13 protein-coding genes and 3 pseudogenes are annotated in these 25,248 nt (G+C 66.8%); 8 read left to right on the top strand and 8 right to left on the bottom strand.

The window, feature by feature from the left end:
* The first annotated feature begins 5 nt into the window (after positions 1 to 5).
* The 7 genes and pseudogenes from ACLJQ7_RS36880 (at position 6) to ACLJQ7_RS36910 (ending at position 11,475) form a co-directional block, all read left to right on the top strand.
* Positions 6 to 1,085 (top strand): zinc-binding dehydrogenase, encoded by a 1,080-nt coding sequence (locus ACLJQ7_RS36880; protein WP_410652807.1) that lies wholly within the window; start codon positions 6 to 8, stop codon positions 1,083 to 1,085.
* Complete coding sequence (locus tag ACLJQ7_RS36885; protein ID WP_410652808.1) at positions 1,085 to 3,952, top strand: aminotransferase class III-fold pyridoxal phosphate-dependent enzyme; 2,868 nt, start codon at positions 1,085 to 1,087, stop codon at positions 3,950 to 3,952. Before ACLJQ7_RS36880 ends, ACLJQ7_RS36885 begins: the two co-directional genes overlap by 1 nt.
* Positions 3,946 to 5,616: an amidohydrolase gene (locus ACLJQ7_RS36890; protein WP_410652809.1), complete on the top strand. Its 1,671-nt coding sequence runs from the start codon at positions 3,946 to 3,948 to the stop codon at positions 5,614 to 5,616. Before ACLJQ7_RS36885 ends, ACLJQ7_RS36890 begins: the two co-directional genes overlap by 7 nt.
* Positions 5,617 to 5,791: 175 nt before the next feature.
* Positions 5,792 to 5,938, top strand: a complete 147-nt coding sequence (locus tag ACLJQ7_RS36895) for a hypothetical protein (protein WP_410652810.1) — start codon at positions 5,792 to 5,794, stop codon at positions 5,936 to 5,938.
* Between the two features lie 596 nt (positions 5,939 to 6,534).
* Positions 6,535 to 7,160 (top strand): annotated as a pseudogene (locus ACLJQ7_RS36900) (alpha/beta hydrolase fold domain-containing protein).
* Positions 7,161 to 8,213: 1,053 nt separating this feature from the next.
* A pseudogene (locus ACLJQ7_RS36905) lies at positions 8,214 to 9,510 on the top strand (IS256 family transposase).
* Positions 9,511 to 9,660: 150 nt separating this feature from the next.
* The gene (locus ACLJQ7_RS36910) at positions 9,661 to 11,475 is read left to right on the top strand and encodes a serine/threonine-protein kinase (RefSeq protein ID WP_410652811.1); all 1,815 of its coding nucleotides are present in this window, start codon (positions 9,661 to 9,663) and stop codon (positions 11,473 to 11,475) included.
* 34 nt (positions 11,476 to 11,509) lie between these two features.
* Here the strand turns inward: ACLJQ7_RS36910 and ACLJQ7_RS36915 are convergent, their stop codons facing one another.
* From ACLJQ7_RS36915 to ACLJQ7_RS36930, 4 genes and pseudogenes are all read right to left on the bottom strand, one after another.
* On the bottom strand, positions 11,510 to 17,758 hold the full coding sequence (locus tag ACLJQ7_RS36915) for a type I polyketide synthase (protein WP_410652812.1): 6,249 nt from the start codon (positions 17,756 to 17,758) through the stop codon (positions 11,510 to 11,512).
* 193 nt (positions 17,759 to 17,951) lie between these two features.
* A pseudogene (locus ACLJQ7_RS36920) lies at positions 17,952 to 18,392 on the bottom strand (helix-turn-helix transcriptional regulator); the annotation flags it as partial.
* A gap of 369 nt (positions 18,393 to 18,761) precedes the next feature.
* On the bottom strand, positions 18,762 to 19,313 hold the full coding sequence (locus ACLJQ7_RS36925; protein WP_410652813.1) for a hypothetical protein: 552 nt from the start codon (positions 19,311 to 19,313) through the stop codon (positions 18,762 to 18,764).
* 555 nt (positions 19,314 to 19,868) lie between these two features.
* On the bottom strand, positions 19,869 to 20,531 hold the full coding sequence (locus tag ACLJQ7_RS36930) for a hypothetical protein (RefSeq protein WP_410652814.1): 663 nt from the start codon (positions 20,529 to 20,531) through the stop codon (positions 19,869 to 19,871).
* A gap of 680 nt (positions 20,532 to 21,211) precedes the next feature.
* Here ACLJQ7_RS36930 and ACLJQ7_RS36935 point away from each other — a divergent pair.
* The gene (locus tag ACLJQ7_RS36935; RefSeq protein ID WP_410652815.1) at positions 21,212 to 21,430 is read left to right on the top strand and encodes a hypothetical protein; all 219 of its coding nucleotides are present in this window, start codon (positions 21,212 to 21,214) and stop codon (positions 21,428 to 21,430) included.
* Between the two features lie 869 nt (positions 21,431 to 22,299).
* Here ACLJQ7_RS36935 and ACLJQ7_RS36940 read toward each other — a convergent pair.
* The 4 genes from ACLJQ7_RS36940 to ACLJQ7_RS36955 form a co-directional block, all read right to left on the bottom strand.
* Positions 22,300 to 23,022 (bottom strand): ATP-binding protein, encoded by a 723-nt coding sequence (locus ACLJQ7_RS36940; RefSeq protein WP_410652854.1) that lies wholly within the window; start codon positions 23,020 to 23,022, stop codon positions 22,300 to 22,302.
* The gene (locus ACLJQ7_RS36945; RefSeq protein WP_410652816.1) at positions 22,980 to 23,435 is read right to left on the bottom strand and encodes a hypothetical protein; all 456 of its coding nucleotides are present in this window, start codon (positions 23,433 to 23,435) and stop codon (positions 22,980 to 22,982) included. Before ACLJQ7_RS36945 ends, ACLJQ7_RS36940 begins: the two co-directional genes overlap by 43 nt.
* Positions 23,368 to 24,060 (bottom strand): hypothetical protein, encoded by a 693-nt coding sequence (locus ACLJQ7_RS36950; RefSeq protein ID WP_410652817.1) that lies wholly within the window; start codon positions 24,058 to 24,060, stop codon positions 23,368 to 23,370. Before ACLJQ7_RS36950 ends, ACLJQ7_RS36945 begins: the two co-directional genes overlap by 68 nt.
* A gap of 194 nt (positions 24,061 to 24,254) precedes the next feature.
* Positions 24,255 to 24,743 carry an ANTAR domain-containing protein gene (locus tag ACLJQ7_RS36955; protein ID WP_410652818.1) on the bottom strand — a complete coding sequence of 163 codons (489 nt, stop codon included), beginning with the start codon at positions 24,741 to 24,743 and terminating at the stop codon, positions 24,255 to 24,257.
* Positions 24,744 to 25,248 lie beyond the last annotated feature (505 nt).

Genomic DNA, 25,248 nt, shown 5'->3' on the forward strand with positions numbered 1-25,248 from the left:
AACGGATGCGGGCCGCGGTGTTGCAACGCAGCGGAGTGGACGGAATCGAGATCCGGAGCGACGTGTCCACCATCGACGTCATCGACATCCTGGTGCGAGTCCGGGTACGCGCGGCAGGCGTGTGCCACTCGGACCTCTCCGCCGCCACCGGACGGCTCGGCATCGTCCCGCCGGTCGTGCTCGGCCACGAGGCGGCCGGTGAGGTCGTCGAAACCGGCCCGGACGTGACCGGCGTGGCGGTGGGGGACCGGGTGATGGTGTCGTGGGTGCCGCAGTGCGGGTCGTGCCCGTGGTGCCGGCGGGGACAACCCGAACTGTGCACGTTCGCCATGACAGCCGGTTACCGGCGTCCGCGGTTCCTGGTGGACGGCATGCCGGTGCCCGCACAGGCCGGCTGCGGCGCGTTCGCCGAGGAGATCGTGGTGACACAGCACAACCTGGTGGCGCTGCCCGACGACGTGCCCTTCGAGATCGGTGCGCTGGTCAGCTGCGGCATCACGACCGGCGTGGGCGCGGTCCGCAACACCGCGGCGCTTCGACAGGGGGACAGCGCCGTGGTGATCGGGTGCGGCGGTGTCGGGATGGCCGTGGTCCAGGCCGCCCGCGCCGCCGGTGCCTCCGAAGTACTCGCGGTCGATCCGGTCGCCGCCAAACGTGAGCTCGCGTCGAGGCTGGGCGCGACCGCCGTGGCCTCGCCGGACGAGCTGACCGGGGCGATCGGCGCGCTGACAGAGGGGGACGGATTCGACGTCGCCTTCGAGGCGGTAGGGATTCCCGGCACCATCCGGGCGGCGTACGACGCCACCCGGCGGGGTGGCACCACCATCGTGGTCGGCGTCGGGGCGCCGGACGCGGTGGTGCCGTTCACCGCACGAGAGCTGTACGCCAACGGCCGCCGTCTGATGGGTTCGGTGTTCGGCTCCAGCGACATCCACCGGGACTATCCACGCGTGATCCGGTCATGGCAGGACGGCACGTTGCAACTCGAACCGCTCATCAGTGCCCGGATCGGGCTGGGCGGCGTGCCGTCGGCGTTGGACGCGTTGCGTGACGGCTCGGCTCTGCGATCGGTGGTGGCGTTCTGATGTCCGCTGTCGACTCCCGGTACCTGCGGATCACCGCAGGCGTTCCCGACCTCGACGACGCCACGGTGCGTGCTGTGCTGGGCGACGGTTTCGGCGTGACCGCCGTGCGCACTCGTCCGTTGGCGGGCGAGACCGACCGCAACCTGTGGATCGCCGACGAATCCGGCACCGAGTACGTGTTCAAGGTGTGCTCCGCCGACGATCTCGCCGCGGTGCGGTTCCAGGACGCTTTGCTGCGGCACCTGGCCCGGCACGCGCCGGATCTGCCGGTGCCCAGGGTGGTCGGTGAGGTGGTTCCGGTGGCCGGTGACCTGGTCGCCCGGTTGCTCACCTGGCTGCCGGGCGCGCCGCTGGCCGAGGTCGGCAGCCGCAGCGCCGAACTGAGCGCCGACATCGGAGCCATGGCGGGCAAGCTCGCCGCGGCGACCACCGCCTGGGAGCACCCCGAGCCGCCACCGCCGCACTATTGGGAGTTCCCGCACGCACCCACGGCGCTGGCCGAGTCGCTGTCCGCCGTCGCCGATCCGGGTCTGCGAGACGCGATCAGCCTGGTGGAGGCCGAATTCGTGCCTCGGCTGGACCAGCTGCCCGCACTGCCGCAGGGTGTGGTCCACCACGACCTCAACGCGTTCAACATCCTGGTCGGCGCGGGCCGTGAGCGGCGGGTGATCGGAGTGATCGACTTCGGCGACGCCCAGCACACGGCCCGCGTCGCCGACTTGGCCGTACTCCTGGCCAGTGCGATGCGCGGTCAGACCCAGCCACTCCGCGTGGCCGCCGCACTCACCACCGCGTACCACCGAGCGTGCCCGCTGACCGAAGCCGAACTGGACCTGCTGTATCCCATGGTCGCAGTCCGCGCGGCAACGGTCGCGGCCACCACCGCGCGGCTCGACACCGCCAGGGACCATGGCGATCCACGCCACCGGTCACCCGCCGCCGCCGATCTTGCGCGCGTGCTGGCCGAGGTGCCCGCCGACGTCGGCACCGCCACCCTGCGCCATGCGTGCGGACTGCCGGCACATCCCGCTCGCGACGCGGTCACCGCCTGGCTCACCGCCAATCCCGGCGGCGCCCTTGTGGACCTCGACCTGAATTCCGTCGACCTGTCGGCAGGCAGTGCCGTGTTCGACGACGTCGATCCGCGCGACTCGGCGGCGGTGCGCGGCGCGGAAGCGGCCGCGGTCCACGGCCGCCCCGTGACAGGCCGCTATGGCGAGCCTCGATTCGCCGACGACGGGGCCGTTCGAACCGGGCTCGACCTGTTCGTCGCCGCGGGCACACCCGTGTCGGCACCGATCGCGGGAACCGTGGAGACCGGGCATCCGGCCGCGGATCTGGTGATCCGCCACGAACCGGCCCCCGGTGTCCGCTTTTGGACGATCTACAGTGGACTGTCTTCGGTGGCGGGCGGCGAAATGTCCGGAGGGCAGCGCATCGGTGAGGTCGGGCCGGCCGGGCGGCTGCTCGTTCAGCTGTCGGTCGTCCCGCTCGACGGATGGCGCCGGGTTCCAGGTTCGGTGGCTCACGAGGACGTGCCGGTGTGGCGGGAGTTGCTGCTCGACCCCGGCCCGCTGATCGGCGCGACGGCGTGGACTCCGGCGACCGAACGGGCACTGGAAAGCCGTGATCGCCACCTGCCGCGCACCCATCCGACGTACTTCAGCGCACCGGTGAACATGGTGCGTGCGAGAGACTGCCGCTTCTACGACGAAACCGGACGCGGTTATCTCGACGCCCTGAACAACGTCACGCTCCTCGGCCATGGTCATCCCCGGCTGGTCGAAGCCGCGACGAGGCAACTGCGACGGCTCAACACCAACAGCCGGTTCGTCTACGATGTTCTGACCGAGTACGCCGAGGCCTTGACGGCGACCCTGCCGGACGGCTTGGACGTGGTGTACTTCCTCAATTCCGGCAGCGAAGCCAACGACCTGGCCCTGCGCATGGCCCGATACATCTCGAGGCGAGACGACGTCGTCATCATCGACGACGCCTACCACGGCTACACCACCACCGTGGCGGACGTGAGCCCGTCGCGGTACAAGCACTACGGCAAGCCGGACACCACACATCCCACGCCGGTACCGGATCGCTATCGCGGCGCTTACGGCTACGACGATCCGGACGCCGGTGCGAAGTACGCCCGGCATGTCGTCGACGCGATGGACGAGGTCATACCCGCGGCGTTCCTGTACGAGGCGCTGCTGGCCGGTGGTGGTCAGATCGTGCTGCCGCCCGGCTATCTCGCGCCGATCCACCACGCGGCGCGGCAGCGCGGTGTGTTCACCATCGCCGACGAGGTCCAAGTCGGATTCGGCCGCCTCGGCGAGGCGTTCTGGGGATTCCAGACGCAGGGGGTGGTCCCCGACTTCGTCACCATGGGCAAGGCCATGGGCAACGGATTCCCCGTGGCGGCGCTGGTCACCACACGGGAGATCTCGGAAGCCTTCGACAGCACCGGGCGATTCTTCTCCACCTACGGCGGGAACCCGGTCGCTTGCGCGGTCGGCCTGGAATTGCTGCGCGTCATGGAGGAGGAAAAGCTCCAGGACAACGCGCTCACCGTCGGCCAGTACCTGCGTGACCGGCTCGGTGAACTCACCACGCGGCATTCCCTCATCGGCGATGTCAGGGGCCAGGGTTTCTACAGCGGCGTGGAATTCGTCCGCGACCGCGTCTCCAAGGAACCGGCCGCTTCCGAGACGTTGACCGTCTGCGAGCGGATGAAGGAGGAAGGCGTGCTGGTGTACCCGACCGGACCGGCCTGGAACATTCTCAAGATCAAACCACCGCTCACCTTCACCAGAGCCCACGCGGACGAGCTGACCGCGGCACTGGACCGAGTACTGGAAACAGGATGGTGACCCCCGAACTCATGCCGGACATCGTGCTGCGCGGCGGCAAAGTACTGACCGTCGACAAGAACTTCACCGTCACCACCGCACTGGCCATCACCGGCGACCGGATCACGGCCGTCGGTGACGACGCCACGGCGCTGATCGGCCCGGACACGCGAGTCATCGACCTCGACGGCCGCGCGGTCCTGCCGGGCATCAACGACGCGCACCTCCACCTCGCCATGTTCGGCCAGTCCCGCCGCAACGCCGATCTGACCACAGTGGATTCGGTACCCGCGCTGCGCGCGGCTCTGCGCGAACACTCACCCCGCGGTGGCTGGCTGATCGGCGAGGGTTGGCGCGAAGCCAATATCCCGGACCTCGAGCCACACCGCACAGTGATCGATCCCGTCACCGACGACGTCCCGACAGTGCTGAATCACGCGTCCCGCCACTCGATCCTGGTCAACACCGCCGCGTTGCGCGTGGCGGGCATCGACCGCGACACACCGGATCCGGTCGGTGGCGTCATCGTCCGGGACAGGGACGGCGAACCGACGGGAATGCTCCTGGAATCCGCCGGAGAACTGGTCACCCGGCACATTCCCGCTCTGTCCACAGAGGAACGTCATGACGCCATCGTCGACGGCATGCGTGTGCTGAACACACTCGGGGTGACCAGCGTGACGGACCCGATCGTCTGGCCGGAACTCCTGCGTGACTACACCGTGCTGCACCAGCAAGGACGCCTGACCGTACGCGTCAACGCCCTGCTCCACTGGGATTGGCCCTCGCCGACCACGTCGCTGGACCGTCTGAGGACCATGCTCGACCAAAGCGGCGTCGCCACCGGTCTCGGCGACGGCCGGCTCAGGATCGGCGGCGTGAAACTCTTCGCCGACGGCGTCCCCAGTCACGGCACAGCTTGGCTGCACGACCCATACCCGGACGGCACGTCCGGCCACCTCGTAACACCCGGCGCGGACGACCACGCCCGCTACAGTCACCTTCTGGACCTGATCGAAGTGGTGCACCGTCACCGCCTCCAGGCGCAGATCCACGTCACCGGAGACCGCGCGGCGGACGCAGCAGCAGACGGAATAATTCGCGCCCAGCAACAGGATCCGTGGCCCGATGCCCGCCACGCCCTCATCCACGGCACGCTGCTCGCCCCGGAAACCATCCGCCGCCTGGGACAGCACCAGATCGGCGTCATCACAAGCTCCCTGATGAGGACCTACAGCGGGGCGACGATCAGCGCGGCAGTAGGAACGGAACGCTGGAGCCAGGCCTTCCCCGCCGGTGCCCTCCTGGAAGCCGGGGCGCCGGTCGCCGACAGCTCCGACGCCCCGGTCTGCTTCCCGGATTGGCGACGAGGCCTCGCCACCTTCACCGGCGTAGCCACCAACCCGCTTGCCGAAGTCCCCTCCGGCCTCCGCCTCACCCGCGAACAGGCGATCCGCCTCTGGACGGCGAACGCCGCCTACTTCGAGCACGCCGAACATCACAAAGGCTCGCTCACGCCGGGCCGGTTGGCGGATCTCGTCGTGCTCGACCAGGACCCACTGACCGTGCCGGACTCCGCGCTCACCGGGTTGCAGCCGGAGTTGACCATCGTCGGAGGCCGAGTGGTGTACGACAGGTCGGCCGAGGGCAGGAGCACAGCGGTCGGTGGTCGGCGAGAACGTTGATCCGGCACTTTCGCCGCGGCCACGATCGACGGGGCGGCGCTTAGCTTGCCAGACCTAACCGTGGTCCGCCGGCCGGAGCTGGGGTTCACCCCGCCGCCGCAACGGTGGGCTTGGTTGGACATGCCGCTCGGCGGGTATGTCGCTGGTACGCGTAAACCGGACAAAGGAGAAAACGATGGCTGGATTGATCAACCGGGTCAAGACATTCCTGCAGAGCTCCAAGGGCAAGGCGCTGACAGAGAAGGCCCGCCGCGCGGCGAGCGACCCGCGTAACCGCGACCGGGCCCGCGACGCCGCTGCCCGGTTCCGTCGCAAGCGCTGACGGCTGGCCGGGGGACCTCAGGGACCGACGGTTCCCCGGAGCAGGCTGTCCACGGCCAGATCGGGCGCCGGGGCCGCGCCGCGCCCCCTCCGGCACGCAGGAACCGATCCTCGGTGCGCAGCTCAAGCCGCGGTACGGACCGGCCACCTCAACCACCGCGGCCGAGTCCGGCGGGTGGCGGACAAGGTCGGCACAACCCGATTCGACGGTAAAGGACTCGCCCGGTCTACGACGGCAGCCGTAGCTGGGCACCAACGCATCGAGGACAAAGCCAGTACCGACGTCGTCGTTGCCGGTTCACTCCATGGCGTCGACGGCGGCCGGCACCCCGTCCGGCGGCGGACTGGATCCGAACCAACGGTATGAGGTTCCAGGATCGGCTCGCGGCGACGGTCATGCACGCGTCGGCGCGATGGACCGTGCGGTACGGGGAAACGTTGCGGTTCGCCGGGAACGAGCTGCCCTCGCCGAAGGTCGTGTGGATCCCGACCCGGCACGGAAAAGTCCGCGTCTACGTCTACCGGCCACCGGACCCGGCCCTCGACGGCGCGTATGTGCACTTTCACGGTGGAGCCTGGTTGATGCGCCACCCGGCCATGGACGACTGGTGGTGCCGCTATGTCGCCGCGACAGTGGGGCTGACCGTGTACAACGTCGACTTCCGATGTGGTCCCTACGTCGCGTTTCCGGTGGCGCAGCACCAGTGTTTCGACGCCGCGTCCTGGGTGGCCACCGGAGCACGGGTCGCGGTGGGAGGATTCTCTTCTGGCGGTGGTCTCGCGGCGGCCGTCTGCCTGCAGGCTCGTGACGCCGGCACCTGGCGTCCCGCGATCCAGGTGCTCGGGGTGCCCGCACTGGATCTCGCGAGCGACCCGGACCCGGTCGCGGGCGGGATGATCTCGCCAGGCCTGCGCGATCTGGTCCGCCGGGTGTACTTCCCGGAACCGTCGACCCGGCGGGACCCTACGCGTCACCCTTGCTGGCCCCCGATCTGACGGACCTGCCGCGCGCGGTCATCCTCACCGGCGAGCACGACGCTTTGCGCGGCGACGGTGATCGGTACGCAGCCCGGCTGCGTGACGCCCGAATCGACGTCGTGTACGACCGGACGCCGGGAGTGGATCACTACTTTCTCACCGATGACCCCGTGCGGGCTCGTACGACCATGGCCTGGGTGGCGGAGGAGATCCGCCGGGCCGTGTCGGTCGCCGACCCGGAATGACGCCGCCGCGCGCACCGGGCTTCGAAGATCTCCGTGATCCGGGCGTAACCGACGTCATTCGGGTGGAACCAGTCGTCGGCGAGACTGCCACGCACCGGCCCGAGCGCGGTCCGCGCATGTCAGCGACCTGGATTCGGCCGCAGGCGCCCGCCGTGTCCAGGACCGCGTTGGCCGCGGCAATGCCGTGTGGGAGCGTGGCGACACCGAACGTCCGGCAGGGAGCCGGTCGAGCAACTCGGTGAACCGGTTCTCGACACCGCGGCGGCGGGCGGGGCCAGCATGTCGTTGGCGCCGACCAGGACCGTCACCAAGGCCGGAGCAGAAGGTAACGAAGCCATGGAGGGGACCTGGTCCTCCAGGACGTCGGCGACCCGGGGCCGGACGTCGAAAGGTTCACGGCGCAGCAGAGGCTGGCCTAGCAGGGGCTAAAACTCTGACGGCATCTCGATACTGCGGGAGCCGATGCACGCCGCCGGGATTCCTTCAGGTACCAACCCGCCCAGACGAGCTCGCACACGGCAGGCAAAGAGGTCATACCGCGTGGCCATTCGTGCGGTTGCGATTCGGAGCGGCTGCTGCACGGACGACTCGCTGAAATGTTCACCGTCTCGGAACTGATCACGAGTGAGGTCGAGCTCCAGGCCGCTCGGCAAACGATTCCAATAGTGGAGCCCGTCGGGCCGGCCATCGCGTCGAAAGACCTCCGACCAGAGCAAGACACCACCGAGTAGTTCCGCCACTGCCATCGATGTGACACCACAATGCCCAGCAGCGGGGTTAGCGGAATCCCACGAGATGGCAGGGTCACATGTTCGCTCATCCCAGCATTGCCGGAACACCGCGTCCAGCTCCGCCAAAGACCAGACAGTAGTCATCCGCCCCCCTCAAAGACTGCGTTGCTCAGGACGGAGACCCTATCGACCGAACCAACGGTATGAAGACACCCAGAGGAAGAACAAGAACCCCCCATCTCAACAAGGGGGACTGTCCCAAGATCGGTGTTTCCGGCCCGACACGCCGGGCTGAGGTCCAGCGAGATGGGCACTGTGAGTGATGACATCGGAGCTTGTGAGTCCACGTAAGAGTGAGTCCAAGCCGGCGCGGGAGCTGTCGCCGGAGCAGGCGGCCGCGGCGGCGATGGTGGCCGAAGCGAAGGCTCGCGGGCTGGCGCTGACCGGCCCGGACGGCCTGTTGAAACTGTTCACCAAGAATGTGCTGGAAACCGCGTTGAATGAGGAGATGACCGAGCACCTCGGTCATGAGAAGAACCAGGCTGAACCGGATCGCGAGTCAACGAATGTCCGGAACGGCACTCGACCTAAAACGGTGGTTTCGGATGCCGCGGGTGAGGTCGACATCAACGTGCCACGGGATCGGGAAAGCACGTTCGAGCCGCAGATCGTGAAGAAGCGGCAGCGCCGGCTTATCGAAGTGGATGAGATCGTGTTGTCGTTGTATGCGAAGGGAATGACGACCGGGGAGATTTCGGCGCATTTCGCTGAGATTTATGGCGCCTCGGTGTCGAAGGAGACGATTTCGCGGATCACGGACAGGGTCGTCGCGGAGATGAACGAGTGGGCCAACCGGCCGCTTGACGCGGTCTACGCGGCGGTGTTCATCGACGCGATCCACGTGAAGGTCCGTGACGGACAGGTCGCCAACCGGCCCGTCTATGCGGCTATCGGCGTCACCGTGGACGGCCGCAAGGACGTCCTGGGGCTGTGGATGGGCACCGGCGGCGAGGGCGCGAAGTTCTGGATGAGCGTGCTGATCGACCTGAAGAACCGCGGTGTGCGGGACGTGTTCTTCCTTGTCTGCGACGGACTCAAAGGCCTGCCCGAAGTCGTGACGAACGTGTGGCCACAAACCATCGTCCAGACCTGCATTGTTCACTTGATCCGCAACACCTTCCGGCTCGTGTCCCGCCGGGATTGGGACGCGGTGAAACGCGACATCAAACCCATCTACACAGCACCCAGCCGGGGACGCCGCGGTGGCTGCTCTCGACGCATTCGAAGAGAAATGGGGCGCGAAGCATTCGGCGGTGATTCGTCTATGGCGCAATGCTTGGGATGAATTCGCCCCATTCCTTGACTACGACGTCGAGATTCGGACGATGATCTGCTCCACGAACGCGATCGAATCACTGAACGCCCGCTACCGGCGGGCGATCCGCGCCCGCGGGCATTTCCCGACCGAGCAGGCCGCGATGAAGTGCCTGTACCTTGTGACCCGCAGCCTGGACCCGACCGGGGCAGGCCGCGCCCGATGGACGATGCGCTGGAAGCCAGTGATCAACGCGTTCGCTATCACGTTCGGTGACCGCTGGCCGGGAGCCGAAACCTACTGATCAACAACGCCGGAAACACCGATCACGGGACAGACCCCAACAAGGTGATTGCGGTGCGGGAAGCGCGGGGAAGCGCCGTATCGAAGGGTGGAGTATCAGGCTGGTTCCGCTCCTCCGACTTTGCAGGGATGTGCTGCTAGTGTTTGCCGAGTGCGTGAGCAGGTCATCGCTGGGCGTTACCGTCTGGACGAGCGGATCGGCAGTGGAGGCATGGGCGTCGTGTGGCGCGCCTTCGATCTCGAACTGCGCCGGGTGGTGGCTCTCAAGCAATCCCATGTGGGCGACAGCGGTCAGATTCGACGAGAGGCCAGGATCGGCGCCGGTCTGCACCACCCGAACGTCGTGACGGTGTTCGATGTGGTGCTCGACGACGAGGTCCGCTGGCTCGTCATGGAGTACCTGCCTTCCCGGACCCTGTCCGAGATCATCGAGACCGACGGTCCGCTCTCCGCGGCCGAGGCGGCCGGGATTGGCGCGCAGCTGGCCAACGCGCTGGCCGCCATGCATGAGCGAGGGATGGTGCACGGCGATGTCAAGCCGGGGAACGTGCTTGTGGCCGAGGATGGCACCGCGAAACTGACGGACTTCGGTATCGCGCGGTGGGCGCAGGTGACCGTTACCGGCGGCGCGCTGGTGGGTGGCACGCCCGGTTACCTCGCCCCGGAAGTCGCCGACGGTCGGGAAATGCAAGCACCGGCCGACGTGTTCTCCTTGGGCGCGACGCTGTTCGCCGCGGTCGTCGGGCGTTCGCCGTGGGGCGCCAACGAACTCGGCCCGCTGGTGCAGTTGCGCCGCGCCGCGGCCGGCGAGCTGGGGCCCTTGTCCGAGGCCGGGACGCTGGCCCCCGCACTCACCGCGTTGCTGGAGACTGAGCCGGGCCAGCGGCCGCCCGCAGGCATGGTCAAGCGCATGTTCGAAGACATCACCGGCGACGCCGCGCCACTCACGCCTCTGCGCGGCCCCGTTCACGGCCGCAGGTCGGCGTCCGGGCGGCGGCTGCTAGTGACCTGTCTCGGCCTGGTGGCGATGTTGGTAGCGGGGTTCGCGGCGGGCCTCGTGTGGCGTGCTCCGCGCACTGAGACGCCGCCGATACCGGAACAGGCGAGGGTCGGTGTCATGGGAGACGCACGCACTGCCGATCCGTGCTCCTTGATCGAAGTGGCCTCGCTCGCCCGCTTCGGAACCGTCAAGCTGGATTCCGAGTACGGGCCGTTCTACAACTGCTTCCTCCGGGTTCGACTCAGCCCGGACGAGACCGACATCGCCGAAGTCCGGGTGGAACTACGCGGCGTGCTGGACCCACCGCCACCGGCTTATCGCCTTGGTCGCCTCGGGCCCATACAACGGCCCGCCCCGGAAAAGGGCGAGTGCCCGCGATACGTCTGGATGCCGGATGGACACGAGGTCGGTGTGTTCGCGCGGCACCTGGAGAACGGGCGCGCCGATCTGTGCGGGATGGCCGAAGCCGTGGCGAGCGGCGTGGTGGTGGCGCTCGCCGCCGGCGAAGTTCCCCGCAGGCCCGCGGCGCCCGCCGGCTCGCTGCGCAATCTGAACGCGTGTGACCTGCTTGAGCCGGACGAAACAGCATCGGTACTCGGGGTGGCCGGAGTCAAGCCAGAGCCTGACTTCGGCCAGTGGACCTGTTACTGGGAGCAAGCGCCGCTCCAGGTGATCGTCGAGTTCCATCGCAACCGCCCGCCGGTCGACGGCCCCGACGGCAGACTGATCAAGATCGGTTCCCGGGACGCTTTCGTCGAACCGGCCCAGAAAGCCGGAGACGGCGACATCGGCTGTGAGATCACCATCGTCCACCGGAGATATCGTGCCGCCGACCCGGCCGACGGGGAGTGGGCCGAAGTGGCCGACGTAACCGTGGAAACCAAAGAGAACATCTCGTCGGAAAAACTCTGTGCCATGGCCATCGACCTCTCGAAGTCCGTCACGGATCGCCTTCCGCCGTCCTGAGCCCCCCGCACTCCCTGGTCGGGGCGCACCGGCGTCAGTCACCGCTTTCGGTCAGTAGCGTCTCGATGTGCCGCGCCAGTGATTCCGGTGTGGGGTGGTCGAGGACGGCGGTCGCTGCCAGCCGAAGACCGAGGGTATTCGCGAGGCGAGTGCGCAGTTCGACCGATGCCAGGGAATCGAATCCGGTGCTGCGGAAGGATTGATCGGTCCGGACGTCGGTGAGGCTCCGGTGCCCCAGGATGCCGGCGGCGTGGGTTCGGACGAGGTCGATCAGAGCGGCTGTGCGATCGGCCTGTGGTTGCCGCAGAAGGGTGACACGGTCGACGGGCAGCTCACCGTCGGCGTGCTTCTGCGCACCGGCCGGAGGCCGGATGCCGGTGATGTCAGCGAAGACGTCCGAGACGTGTTGCTCGTCCGCTGATCGCGCGACCGAGGTGATCGTGAACTGCGGAAGGTTGTACTCGAGCGCCGCGTCGAACGCGCTGAGCGCCTCTTCGGTGGTGATCGAGGTCGTGCCAAGGCTCGCTATCCGTCGTTTGTCCGCGGCGGTCAGCTGACCGGTGAGGCCGCTTGCTTCCTGCCACAGTCCCCAGGCCAGGGTGATCGCGGGCAGCCCGAACCGACGGCGGTAGTGGGCGAAGGCATCCAGGAACGCGTTCGCGGCCGCGTAGTTGGCTTGCCCCGCTGTACCGAGAGTTCCGGCGATGCTGCCGTAGATCACGAACGCCTGCAGGTCGATTCGCCGCGTGGCTTCGTGAAGATTGACCACTGCGTCCACTTTCGCCCGGAGCACCTCCTCGAAGCGCTCCGCGGTCAGATCGGGGACCAAGCCGTCGTTCAGGACACCGGCTGTGTGGACGACGGCGATGAGGGGCAGGGAGGGCGGAATGGCCGCGATCACCGCTTCCAGCGCGGTCTTGTCGGCCACGTCGCAGTCAGCGAACGTCACCTGCGTCCCGTTGCGGGTCAACTGTTCCTCGAGTTCGTCAACACCTTCGGCTCGGGCGCCTTGGCGACTGACGAGGAGCAGGTGTTGTGCCTGGTGGACGTCGCTGAGATGGTTCGCCAGCACTTGGCCGAGGCGACCCGTGCCCCCGGTGATCAGGATGGTCCCGGTGGCGGAAAGGTCGAGCGGCTGGGTGATGGCGGTCTTTCCTACGGTGTGTCCCTGGCTGAGGTCGCGCAGCGCGTGCCGCACGTGTCCGGTACTCCACGTCTGAGTCGGCAAAGGGTGGAGCGTGCCTGTCTCGAATTGCGGCAGGAGTTCCGCGAACGCCTGCTGGAACACCTCTGGCGGTTCGGTTTCCGCCCGGCAAGGCAGGTAGGTGACGCCGGGGTAGTCGTCGGCCACCTCGCGAGGGTCACGAAGGTCGGCCTTGCCCGCTTCCACGTACCGGCCGCCAGAGCGCAGCAACCGCAGCGACGCGTCGACGAACGGTCCCGTCAAGCCACCCAGGACGACGTCGAAGCCGGTTCCGCCGGTGGAGCGGAGAAGGTCCTGCTCGAAGTCCACGGTCCGCGAGTTCGCGACGCGGTCCTCGGGCACCCCCGAATCGACGACGACGTGTTTCTTGAGCGGACTCGTCGTGGCGTAGACCTCCGCACCGAGTGCCCGTGCGACCTGGACCGCGGCCATCCCCAGCCCGCCGGCGGCGGCGTGCACGAGGACCTTCTCTCCGCGGCGCAAGTTGGCCAGCGTGATCAGTGCGTAATGGGCGGTGAAGAAGACAGTGGGGATCCCGGCGGCCTCGGCGACGGTCCAGCCGGGCAGGATCGGGAGGAGATATCCCGGTGAGATCTCCACCAGCGGCCCGTACCCGCCGAAGTCATGGACCAGGCCGGCGACCCGGTCGCCGACGTGCCACCCGGTCACCTCTGCGCCCACTTCTGTGATCACACCGGCGATTTCATAGCCGATCGGGCCTTGCTCGAGCAGCCCCAAGGCGGTGACGGTGTCGCGGAAGTTCATGCCGGTGGCACGTACTTCTACGCGGACCTTTCCGCACGCGACAGGTTTGTCCAGTTCGGTCACGGCAACCGGAACGACGTCGTCCAGGGTCCGGGTGGGGGAGACTTGCAGCCGCCACGGCGTGCCGTCCGCGGGCAGTGGCACAGGTTTGTCCTCCGCGACCGGCACCAGACGTGGAACCAGTAGCAGGCCGCCACGCACGGCGAGTTCGGGGCGGCCTGCGCTGATGGCGGCGGTAAGTCGCGCCGTGTCCGGTGGCTCGGCACCGAGATCGAGCAGCATCACACGATGGGGGTGTTCGCGTTGCACGACTCGGATCATCCCCGCGCAGGCGGCCCCGACGAGATCTTCGAGGGCCTCACCGAAGGAAGTGCTCTGAGCGCGACGTGTCAACACCACCAACCGGCAGTCCCGAAGGCTTGGCTCCGCGAGGAAATCCTGCACATCGGCGAGCAAGCGGCGCAGTGCGTGACGGACCCTCGTCGTCATCTCCCTTACCGCCGGACGTCCGGTGCTGGAATGGCTCCTGTCTCGGTAGTCCAGCCATATCACGTCGAAGGGTCGCGGACCGGATCGCGCTGCCTTGGTCACATCGGCCATGCCGCGGTAAACGGGCTCCATCGGCAGCGGGTCTTGGACCGCGCCGGCGACATACGCTTGATTCCCGATGTGCGGCTCCGGCTGCGGGAGCGCGTTGACGGGTCGCCATCGCGTGCGAAAGAGAATGTCGTCCGCGGCACTGATCGCGGACCTCAAGCCGCGTTCGGCGACAGCGCGGAACCGAAGACCTGTCATGGCGATCACGGGTCTCCTGGCGGTGTCGGACGCGATGACGTCGACGCGATCAGAAGCAACGTTCGTCAATGTGGTGCGGAGCGCCGTGGCGCCGCGTGAGAAAATCCGGACCGAATCGATGGCATACGGCAGAAGAAACCGGGCTTCGTCGTCTGTGTCCCGGCCCTGCCGAAAGAGCATTCCGTGCAGCGCGGCGTCGAGCAAGGGAGGGGACACGGCGAAGCCGTCGACCATCGAGTGCTTCGTGTCGCCGAAGGACACGTCAGGTTCCGGTGCAAGACGTGCCTCAGTGTGGCAAATACCGTCACCGGCGTGCCGGACAGCAGTCACGTTACGAAAAGCTGGTCCATAGGCGTAGCCCTGCTTTTCCAGCCTGCGATAGTGCTCGTCCACTTCCGGCTGCGTCGTCACTTCATGCGAGTCGAACGCTGTGTCGTCTCGAGGCATTTCGGCGGTATCGGTGGTCGCGAGAGTCTCGGCGTGGCACACCCAGGGGCGGACGCTGTTCTGCGGGCGGGAGTGCAGGGTGATTCGCCTGCGGCCATCGGCCGTGACCTCGACGTGGACTTGGATGTTGGTCAGTTCGCGCCGCACCCGCAGCGGTGCGTGGAACACGACGTCGTCGAGTCGATCGCAACCAGCGCCGGCTGCTGCGTGGAAAAGCAGATCGAGCATCCCAGTGGCCGGAAGCAGAGAGACCCCGCACACGAGGTGGTCGCCGAGCCACGACGCGGTGGTCAAGGACAAGCTGCCGGTGTGCAGAACAGCGCCGTTCGGCAGGTCGGTGGTCGCCGACAGCCAAGGATGTCCTGCACTATCCAAGCCGGCCGAGCGGAAATCGACGGCCGATCGCGCCCCGGCGAGCCAGTAGTCGCCGTGCTGGAAGCGGTAGGTGGGCAGATCCACCTCTTCGGCCGCCGGATACAACGGTGTCCAGTCGAGCTCGATCCCGCAGGCGTATGCGGCCGCGAGCGCTTCGGTGAAGTCGGCCGTCGCGCCGTGCTCACGTCGCAGGGTTCGGAGCACGTCGACGTCGGCATCGGTGTCGGCGGCGATGTCTTTGATGGCGCCGAGCAAGACCGGATGCGGTGAGACTTCGAGGAAGCACCGATGCCCGTGTCGCAACGCGCTTCTGATGGCGGACTCGAACAAGACGGGCTCTCGTAAGCCCCTGTACCAGTGTTCGGCGTCCAGAACGACAGGGTTCAGCAGTCCGGCCGTCGACGGGGAAAAGATCGGTACAGCCGGATCCCGCCAGCCGATTCCACCGAGATCGGCCAACACCGCATCACGGATCGTCTCCACGTGGAAACAGTGAGAGGCGTAGTCGACGGGCAGGAGCCGTGCGCTGATTTCCTGCTCACGGCAGTGACGAAGCAGGTCGTCGACCGCGTCGATGTCTCCGGCGACAGTCGCGGCTGTCGGCCCGTTGACCACCGCGACTTCGAGCCTGCCACGCCAACTATCGATCAAGGCGGCCGCCCTGTCCGCGGGGAGCCCCAGCGACACCATGGCACCGCGGCCGCCGATCGCCTTCACCGTCCGGCTGCGCATCGCCACCACCCGCGCCGCGTCCTCCAGCGTCATCGCCCCGGCGACACAGGCCGCCGCGATCTCCCCCTGACTGTGCCCGAGCACCGCGGCGGGACGTACTCCGTATGCCCGCCACAGGTCGGCTAGTGACACATACATGGCGAACAAGGCGGGTTGGACGACTTCCGCGGCCTCTGCGCCGGAACGGTGGAACCTCCCTCGTACGACGTCGATCACGTTGAAGTCCGTCCACGGGCGCAGTGCTTCCGCACAGCGCTCCATCGCGGTCCCGAAAACCTCGGACCGGTCCAGCAGCGCCGCCCCCATGCCGTCCCACTGCGCCCCCTGACCGGGAAAGACGAACACCGGCCCACCGGCAGCCTCCCGAGCGCGCCCTCGAGCCCCCGCCGGACCGGCCAGGTCACCGGTAGCGGCGACCATGTCGAGCCCCTCCAGAAACGCCTTCCTGTTATCGCCCACCACGACCGCACGTTCGGCGAACGCCGTTCGGGTGGTGGTCAAGGACCAGCCGACATCGGAGAGATCCAGCGTCGGGCGATCGCGGATCCACTCGGCCAAAGCGGCGGACTGAGAACGCAACGCGGCCGGCGAGCAAGCGGAGATCGGCAGGGCGACCGGCTCCGTTGAGCGCGGACGGGGCCGCCGAGGGGTCCTTTCCCGGGTTTCCTCCACGATCACATGGGCGTTGGTGCCGCTGATTCCGTAGGCGAGCGCCCCGCCCCGGCGGACACGCGATCCCCTCGACCACGCACGCGACCGCTGAACCAGCCTCATCGGGCCGTCAACGCCATCGATTTCCGGTGTGGGGACTTCCGCATGGAGTGTTCTCGGCATTTTCTCGTGCTGGAGCGCGAGAATTACTTTGATCAACCCGGCGAGCCCGGCGGCCGCCTGGGTGTGCCCGATGTTCGATTTGGCCGAGCCGACCCACACCGGCAGTTCAGCGGGTCGTGATGACCCGTAGACGGTCTGGATGGACCGCGCTTCGATCGGATCACCGACCTTCGTGCCGGTGCCGTGCGCCTCGATCAGATCGACCTGCTGTGACGCCAGCCCCGCGTCCTTCAGCGCCGCCTGCATCAGGTCACACTGAGCCGAGCCACGTGGCACGGTCAGCCCTTCACCGGTCCCGTCGTTGTTCACCGCGCTGCCCCGCACAAGGGCCAACACTGGTCGCCCGGTGGCCACTGCTCGTTCCAGCGGCATCATCACCAGCGTCACGACACCTTCAGAGGGTGCGAACCCATCGGCGTCGGCCGCGAACGCCTTGCACCGGCCATCGGCGGCGAGAGCGCCGGCACGGCCGAGTCCCACCAGCACGCCCGGGGTGGCCATCACACAAGCGCCTCCCACGATCGCCGTTTCGCAATCACCCGCACGAAGCGCCCGCAGCGCCAAGTGAGCTGCGACCAGTCCCGAAGAACAGGCCGTGTCCACGGTGAAAGCCGGACCGCGCAGGTCGAGCAGATAGGAGATCCGGCCGGAGGCCACGCTGTCGGATCCACCGGTCGCGATGAAGACGTCCGCCTCAGAGAACTTGGCCGCCAGCTCTACTGGCGGCAGGTAACTGGAGTGGCTCATCCCGATGTACACACCCGTCCGCGATCCCCGCAACGAATGTGGCGACACGCGCGCTCTTTCCAGCGCTGCCCACGAGCTCTCCAGCAACAACCGCTGCTGGGGATCCATGAGCGCCGCTTCGCGGGGACCCACGCCGAAAAACTCGGCATCGAACCCACTGACATCCTCGAAGAACCCGCCACACAGGATGCTGAACTGACCGGTCGCCCGTGCCATCGGATCCCGCAACCAAGCCAAGTCCCAACCTCGGTTCGCTGGAAGCGGCGCTGAGAAGTGTCGCCCGGAAATCAACATCTCCCAGTACTTCTCCGGCGAATCCACCCCGCCGGGAAAACGGCAATCCATACCGACAATGGCGACAAGCCCCGAACCGTCAGTGGTCATCTGCAGCTCCTCGAAGGCCGATCAGGCTTTCCGGTCTCAGCGCGGTCCAGGGATCCGTGCGCCACACCATTAAGCAAGCCGACCTCAGGGACCGGTCCGCCGCCGCGCGTGCTGACACCGGGCAGGGATGGGCATTCGGCGGAATCGGAGTTCGTGCGTTCTCGATGGCCGCTCTCGTGCGAGCCCGGCATCCGGCGATGAGGTCGGTCAACGCCCGGTCCTCCGGATGCGCGGCCACGCGGCGCGCAGGTGGGTGATCCCGTCCCGCACGACGCGTTCGCGTTCGACGTAGAACTCCCGTATCTCCGGATGCATCAGACACAACCACATCGCATTGCGCTGCGACGGCGGCAGGGCTCGAAATCCAGTAGCAGCCTCGCCATTTGGTTGTTCCAGGCCAAGATGTCGGAGCGGTGGTTCATCAGCATGGCCGGCGACAGGTCGGCGACCAGCTGGGCCGGCGGCGGCGCTGCAGTGGTGGCGAGCTTGTCGGCGTCGCGGGGGCGTTGCCGGGCCAGGCCGAAGAGGTAGGCGCGTTCGTCGGGGTCAGGCGCAGCGCCCGAGCCAGAGCCTCCACCACGTCCGCTGAGGGCCGCAGCCCGCGGGCCTGTTCCAGTCGCACTATGTAGTCGACCCACCCGGGCACCAGGGAGAAGCTGTCACGGTGCGGCTTACACGCCATTCCGCGCCTCCCACGCCCCAGAGGCGACGGGGTTCCGCCGCATGCACATCGGCCCGCAAGCGCGCATTGCCAACGTCCTCGAGTCCCTGAGCGGATCTCGTTGTTCCGACCAGCGTGCGTAACGGCTCAGATGCAGAGCAATTTCGGGCCTGACTGAATGGCCTACTCGTCCGAAGCAGACCAATCAACTGGCCGACATTTCGGCCTGCGTCGTTGGTGCCGATGCCTGACCAGTTCAAGGAGCGCGGGAGTTCGCTGGTCGTCAGGCTGCCTCTCTCTGCCTGTAAGACACGGGCAGAGAGAGGCAGTCCACACGGATTCTTAGGCGTGTGCCTTGGTCAGTCCGACGTTGTTGTCCCATTGGCCCAGGTAGGCACCTTCGGCTCCGAAGTCGATGTTGAAGTCATGCGCCGAGTTCAGTGCGCGGTTGGTGACGTGCGCGTAGTTGCAGTTGTTGTCGCCGAGAATCGACGACATGTTCGCTTTCCAGTACGAGTCGGGTTCGACGCGGTAGCCGGCCGAGTCGCACGGTCCCGCGTTTCCGTAGATCGTGGTCATGCTGCCCGCGGCGTTGCGGTTGTAGTTCCCGTTCAAGTACCAGTACATCAGGGGAGTGGCCGCGGCGATCGCCGAGATGGCGTGCCTGTCACTCTGGGGCGCCAGTCCGGCCGCGGCCGCGGCCGGTGATACGTCGGAGCACGACTTCGCCAAGACGGGGGACACGTCGTCGTTCTGGGCCGGCCCGACCACCCAGGCGCAGTAGCGTCCCGCCGAGTCCTCGCTCGCGGTGACCGCCGAAGCGGAGGTGCCGCTCAGCGACGCGAGCGCAAGCGTCGCCACACCAATGGTCAGCATCTTCGATACGCGTTTCATTTCAACCCTCTCGACATACCTCAATTGGATGCAACCCTCGAAATCGAACGCATAGCGCCCCTGGCAGGCTTCCACATTCCCCGGCAGGCACACTGAACGTGACGAAGGGAAGAAGCCAGGGGGTTGCTGGCGGCTCAAGAGCTAAAGAGAAGACTGCCACAATAACAGTAGCTCAAACTGGCTCAGCATTGTCAGTGGCAGTTCAGTGCGAGTATGAGCTGAAGTGCACTCAGAACGCAGATGCACCTTGCATTGGAGCCCTCCCCAGTAGAACCGCTTCGTGCTAAAAATTGCGCTCAATTAACCCTGCCACTAGATCAAAATGTCCGAACACCACCGAACGAGTGTGACCGGGGCCACTGAACGATATTTGTCATTTTCTTATGATTGATGAGTGCTGTCGCTGATTCGTCACGGATTCCTCTAGTCCTGACTCGATGGACTGAGTTTCTCGGACATTCTAGGATCCAACATGTCGAATCACGACAAGGGGAGTGGGGTTTCGTGGCCCGGGCTTGGCGGTCGTCGACGAGGCTTCCTGGCGCGGAAGGAATGCTAGTGCTCCAGTCTGATCAGGACTTCCTCGAGGATGTCCGGTGCCGATACGGCAATGAAGCCGAGACCTCCCAGCGGGATTGCGCAGGCTGCAACCTGGATACCCTGGCGCACCGAGCGAATCCCTCGAAAACCCACGAAGCCGATCGCGACTACCGTCGCGAGCAGTAGGACGCCGATGCCTGAGCGGCCGGACTGCCGGACAACGTCAGCTGCCAACAGTCCGACTGCGGTGGCGGTCGCCACGGTGCCGCGGAGATCGGTTCGCCCGATCGCACTCAGCAGGAACCCGGCGAGCAGGCCTCCGGCGATCGCCAGCGCGCACCACAGCACTGTCGTCGACACGTCGATCTGGTACTGCATTCCCGCATATTTGACGCCATAGACCAGGGCCTTGCCCCAGTAGAAGGCGAGAACAGCCGCGATCAGCGCTCCAACCGCCCGAGTCGCCGCGCGCCGACGAGGTGCGCCGGCGGTCACCGCGACGACCAGCACGATCCAGATGGTGAAGCTATGCGCCAGGGGCCTCAGCATGTCGCTGTAGTAGGCGTAAGCACCTACCGCCCCCGATATCACACCGGCCAGGATCGCGCCGAGATCGGAGACACGAAAAAAGTCCGACCGCGGCGTTCGCGTCTCATCGTCCTCAGTCTCAACCGTCACATCTACCCCCAGCTAGTGCGTGTAGCGACTTGTTACGGCGTCCTGCAAGGAGCGACGAGTCGGACACCATCCGTAGTCGCCCGGGAAGCATACCGTCATGATCAAAAACTGGGCGTGACGTGGGCGGTCGCACGACGTCGCGTCGGCGAATTGGCGACAATGCCGGTAATGCGCGGTCATGCAGCGTGTCGCCGCCCGCCTGGCGAAGCTCGGGGAACCGGGTAGCAGGCGCGCACGTCGGAATTTGGCTCGTCAGTCGCTGGGTTGTCCGCCGGATATCGGCGTCGGAACCGATCGCCCGCTAACCGCACCGGCTGCGGTGCCGGTTCGAGAGTTTGCGGCCGTCGGTCATGGTGCCGGCTCGCGGGCTGCTTGTTGAGCTCGGGGATTGACGAGACACGGGGGTGAGATTCCCGCTCGGCCGGTTACGCTCGTGTAGTGATCGCGGGCTACGCGGTCGTGCCGTGGGGACGGCTGCGAGGGGTATGTCGGGTTCCCGAACCGGGCCGCGGATCGGTGACCGAGCATCGGGAGGACCCTGTCCGGCCGCCTGTACCCAGAGCTGGGACGGCAGCCGAGCCGCGCGCAGTTCGCCGAGATGCTGATGAGGTCGAGGAGGAGAGTTTCGATCAGCTCGACTTTCTGGATGCTGATCTCGAGGATGAGGGGCGGGGTCGCTGGTGAGCTACGAGGACGAGCTGTATCACCTTGCGCGAGAGATCGACGCGACGGTGGCCGCGGTCGAGCATGCCTCGGGGGCCGCGGCGCGGGATCGTGTCACGTGGGCGTTGCCCGGTGAGCTGGGGTCGGTGACGGTGACCAGGGCGGGCGAATTGGTCGACGTGCAGGTGGACGTGGCCGCGATGAAGGCTTACAGCGCGTCCAGGTTGTCTCGTTAGCTGCTGCTGGGGATCCAACAGGCCGAGGAGACCGCGGCCCGCCGGCGTCGAAGGCGAGCGATCAAAACTCGGCGGGGACCCAGGTGGGCCGATCCCTCAGCCTTACGCGTCAGCCCCGCTCCAATGCGTGTTGTCCGGTGAGAGTCCGTTCGCGCAGCAGGTGATGACGGGCGAAGTGCTGTTCGCTCCGGCCGGGAGCGAATTCGGCCAGCCAGTCTCCGTGTTGGCCGCTCCGGGCAAGGACAGGACGGCGGCTGCCACCGTCGCGGCGAGCACGGTTGCCGAAGCAACCCGACGAATCCGGGACATCTCTCGCTCCTAGGACTCGCGGCGATCAGGCCGCGTACTGGGCCCAGGCGTCTGCGGACACGAACACCACAGTGCTCGTGTCCAGCAGGTCGCCGCTACCCGTCTGCCCTTTAGGACACCGAGTTCTGGCCCAACAGTGATCTTCGAGTGGTGCGAGACAGACAGGGCCAGGTCGCCGATCAGGGACGCCTCTCCTTCGCGCAGCGGTCTTACTGTCCCCGCTGATCTGGGTGTTTGTACCGAGATCGCGAAGTGCAGGTTTCGTATGCGAGACCACCGTCGCGGTCTTTGTGCACGCGCTCCCTGGTGACGTTGACTCCCTGCCCAGATCAGAGGGTAGATTTGCCCGCGCGCCCAGCCCCAGCAGCCGAGCGCAAGGACTGAGACCTGTGCTGAGACACCTGTGGTTCGACCCAAATGCCGAATCTGTCGCGTGGCACGACGACTACGTGCGCATCCTCAACGCGGCTGGTACGAGCGCGGACCCGGATGATCTGGTGTACGACGTCGATGAGCTGACGGTTTTCGCCTTTCGATGGGGGCGACGCAGTGGGTGTCGCTCAGGGGGCCATGTTGGACAAGCTGGCCGTCCTTCCTGAGGTGCAGGGACGCGGCAGCTGGAGACCGGCGGGGTAGCGGCTGTCTCCGTCGTGCTGTCGGAGGTGAGCCTCTCGGTTGAGCAGCACCGCGCGCAGGGATTCCTGTGCGGAGGTGGCGAACTGGTCCAGGTCGGGGGCGAAGAGCACTCCGTGATGCGCTCGGCTGACCTGGCCCGGTTGGCGTCCGCCGATCAAGGACGCGAGCCGATCGCTGTGGTGGGGGACGGTCATCGGTGGTGTGGACACGAGGTGTAGTCCGCCCGCGTCGTGCGGCGTCTCGCACAGCAGGTGGTGCCCGCCGGCGGCGGCGACCGTGACCGCGCGCAGCACTTCCGGAGTGAGCGGGATGACGGGCCAAGGCTGGCGGGCTGCCACGGGCATGATTGGTGCGCTGGGACGGTGCAAGACGAAGTCATCGCCGCGCAGCCAGTCGGCGATTTCGGTGAGGGTGTGCGCGCCGAGCACATCCAGCCCGTCGACAACTGAGGCCTCGTCGAGGGTGGCGGCGGGCACGATGATCCGGTGGATGCCGAGCGCGCGGGCGGTCTGTGCGGCTCGGAGCACGCCGCGGATGGGCTGGAGACTGCCGTCGAAGCCAAGCTCGCCGAGTACCGCGGTGGGTGCGCTGGTTGGCCGGGTTTCTAGGTTCGTTGGGCGATCCGCGCGCAGGCTTCTCGTTGGAATGGAAGCCCGGCTCTATGGAATACCAGGGATGAACTGCCGTTGGTGTAGTCCCAGATGCCTGGGTTGGCGACCAGGGCGGCGAGAACGTCGCGTTGCTCCGTGGACGGGCTGGTCCGCTGGTTGTAGGGGGTGCGGAAGGCGGCCAGGAGCAGCGGGCCCCAGGTGGTATCGAACCCAGCCCAGCTCGCACTGCGCACGATCGTGGTTGCTGGTTCGGCGATGTGCCGGAAGTCGTCGACTCGGGTGGTGACGGCTTTGATGAGTTCACCAAGTGTGTAGAGGTCTGTGCTGCCGACGTCTCGCTCAAGGAGGAACTCGACCAGGGAATCGAGCGCTGTCCCGTGGTTACCGGCCGTGTTCTGCAGGTGGTCGGCTTCGCGCGACAGCGCGGCGATGATGATGTCGGTGGCCATGTCGTTGTCGCCGCCGCGCGGGTGCGAGCGCGGCGCAGACGCGCACCTTCGTGCTGGGGTCGGAGAGGAAGTGCTGGGTGTCGTCGCCGAGTTCGCCGAGACACCGCACCCAGAAGGCTCGGTCCTGTGATGGTTCATCGGCCCACGTGCGCAGGCGTGCGGTAAGGAGAGGCTTCTCGTCGGCCAGAACACGTGTATTGACGTGTGATATCGCGGCGCCGAGGGCTGTCTTCCGCACCGATGAGTCGCTGTTTTCGAGAAAGCTGAGCACCACGGGATATGACTGGTGGATTGCTTGTTCCAGACCTGGGAGGAGATTTTCCCAGAATCCCTCCCTCTCCTCTGCCATTGCGGTCGCGTTGGCGACCGCTCCGAGAAAGTCGATGAGTGCGTGATGGACCTCGGAGACAAGGTTGCCGTCAGCGAGCAGTTGAGTGACGACGCGGGCTGCCGGCGCCGTCGCTGACTCGGGGAATCCTTGGTGCAGCACCGCAACGTCCAAGTGATCAAGGGCAGCGCGCTGCGCGTCTGGGTCCGTGGAGGCGAGGGCCGCCAGATGTGTCGGGGTGTCGGTGGCGGGACCATAGGCATGGTCGAGCGATCCCCAGTCGATCCCGTCGAGCATCTGCGCATACTTTCATCCGGACCTGATGACGGGCGAACTTGATTTGTCATGTGTTTCCCCGAACTGGCGGGCTGCTATTGATGGAGATGACGGTCGCCTTGCGGCCCAGTTGGCCGCGGAGTGCGGTGTTCTCGTGGTGCAGGGTCGCGATGGCGGTGGCAGCGGCTTCGAGACGTCGGCGGAGTTCGGCGCATTCATCGGTCTTCTTGGCGAGGCTGGCGCGCAGAGAGTTGGTCTCGTTTGCGTGGCGGGCTTGTTGGTTGGTTCGTTTGCCGAGCCCGGGACTGGACACCTACGGGGACAGGGCGTTGTTCAGAGGAGAGCGGCGCTCTGGTCCCGCCGGTCCAGTGTTGTGTCCGGCGGGACGTAATCCTTATTCGCCGAAGGATGAGCCCAGTACGGATCTTCGGGTCTCGGTCAGCACGGCCCGCACCGCCTCGCGATCGGGCAGGGGACGGCTCGACGTGGCTGCCCGCGGCGACGATCACCGTCGCGACGTGGTGCAGCTTGACGTTAGTGTGCTGGGAGATCGTTTTTAGCGCCGTAAATGCCTGATCTGCTGACCAGCCGCGTAATAACATGAACATCCCTTTGGCCTGTTCGATCACCGGCAGGGTCTCCATCGCCCGGCGCAGCTGGTCCAGCTCGGCCGAGGGGTCCTTCAGCTCCTCGTGTGCCCTCATGATCTCTATTTCAGCGCACCACACGTGTGGGCGGGCTACCACCGTGCTAGTCGTCAGCCTCGACGGGCCGTCCCCCGTGTGAAAACTGGTAGTCGATCGCGCCGATCTCGGCCTCGCTGCGGTAGATCCGGTGGGCGTGGAAGGTGCCGTCTTGCCGTGGTACCGGGGCTGAGACGGGCTGAGCCAGACCTCGTCGCGAGATCGACCCTGCGGGTGGCCGGGTATACGGACCAGGCGGCCTTGTCCACGCCCCCAGCGTCCGTTACGCCGATCAGTACTGTCCACTCAGGACATCGACCAGGTGATGCCGCTGGCGACGGCGGCATGGGGGGAGTGCGCCCGGGAACCGGCCACAACGGCCACGCGGCACGAACGAGGGGGAGTGGCATGCCGCGGCCCTGGTGGTCCCCGTCCTGGGACCCCTTGCTGGTCTACCCGCCTCCGAGGACGGAAAGCCGCTCTTTCAAGCGGCGCACGTGCCCCAGTGCCACGCCACGGGCATGAC

Source organism: Amycolatopsis sp. cmx-4-54 (genome assembly GCF_046548895.1).
Lineage (GTDB): Bacteria > Actinomycetota > Actinomycetes > Mycobacteriales > Pseudonocardiaceae > Amycolatopsis.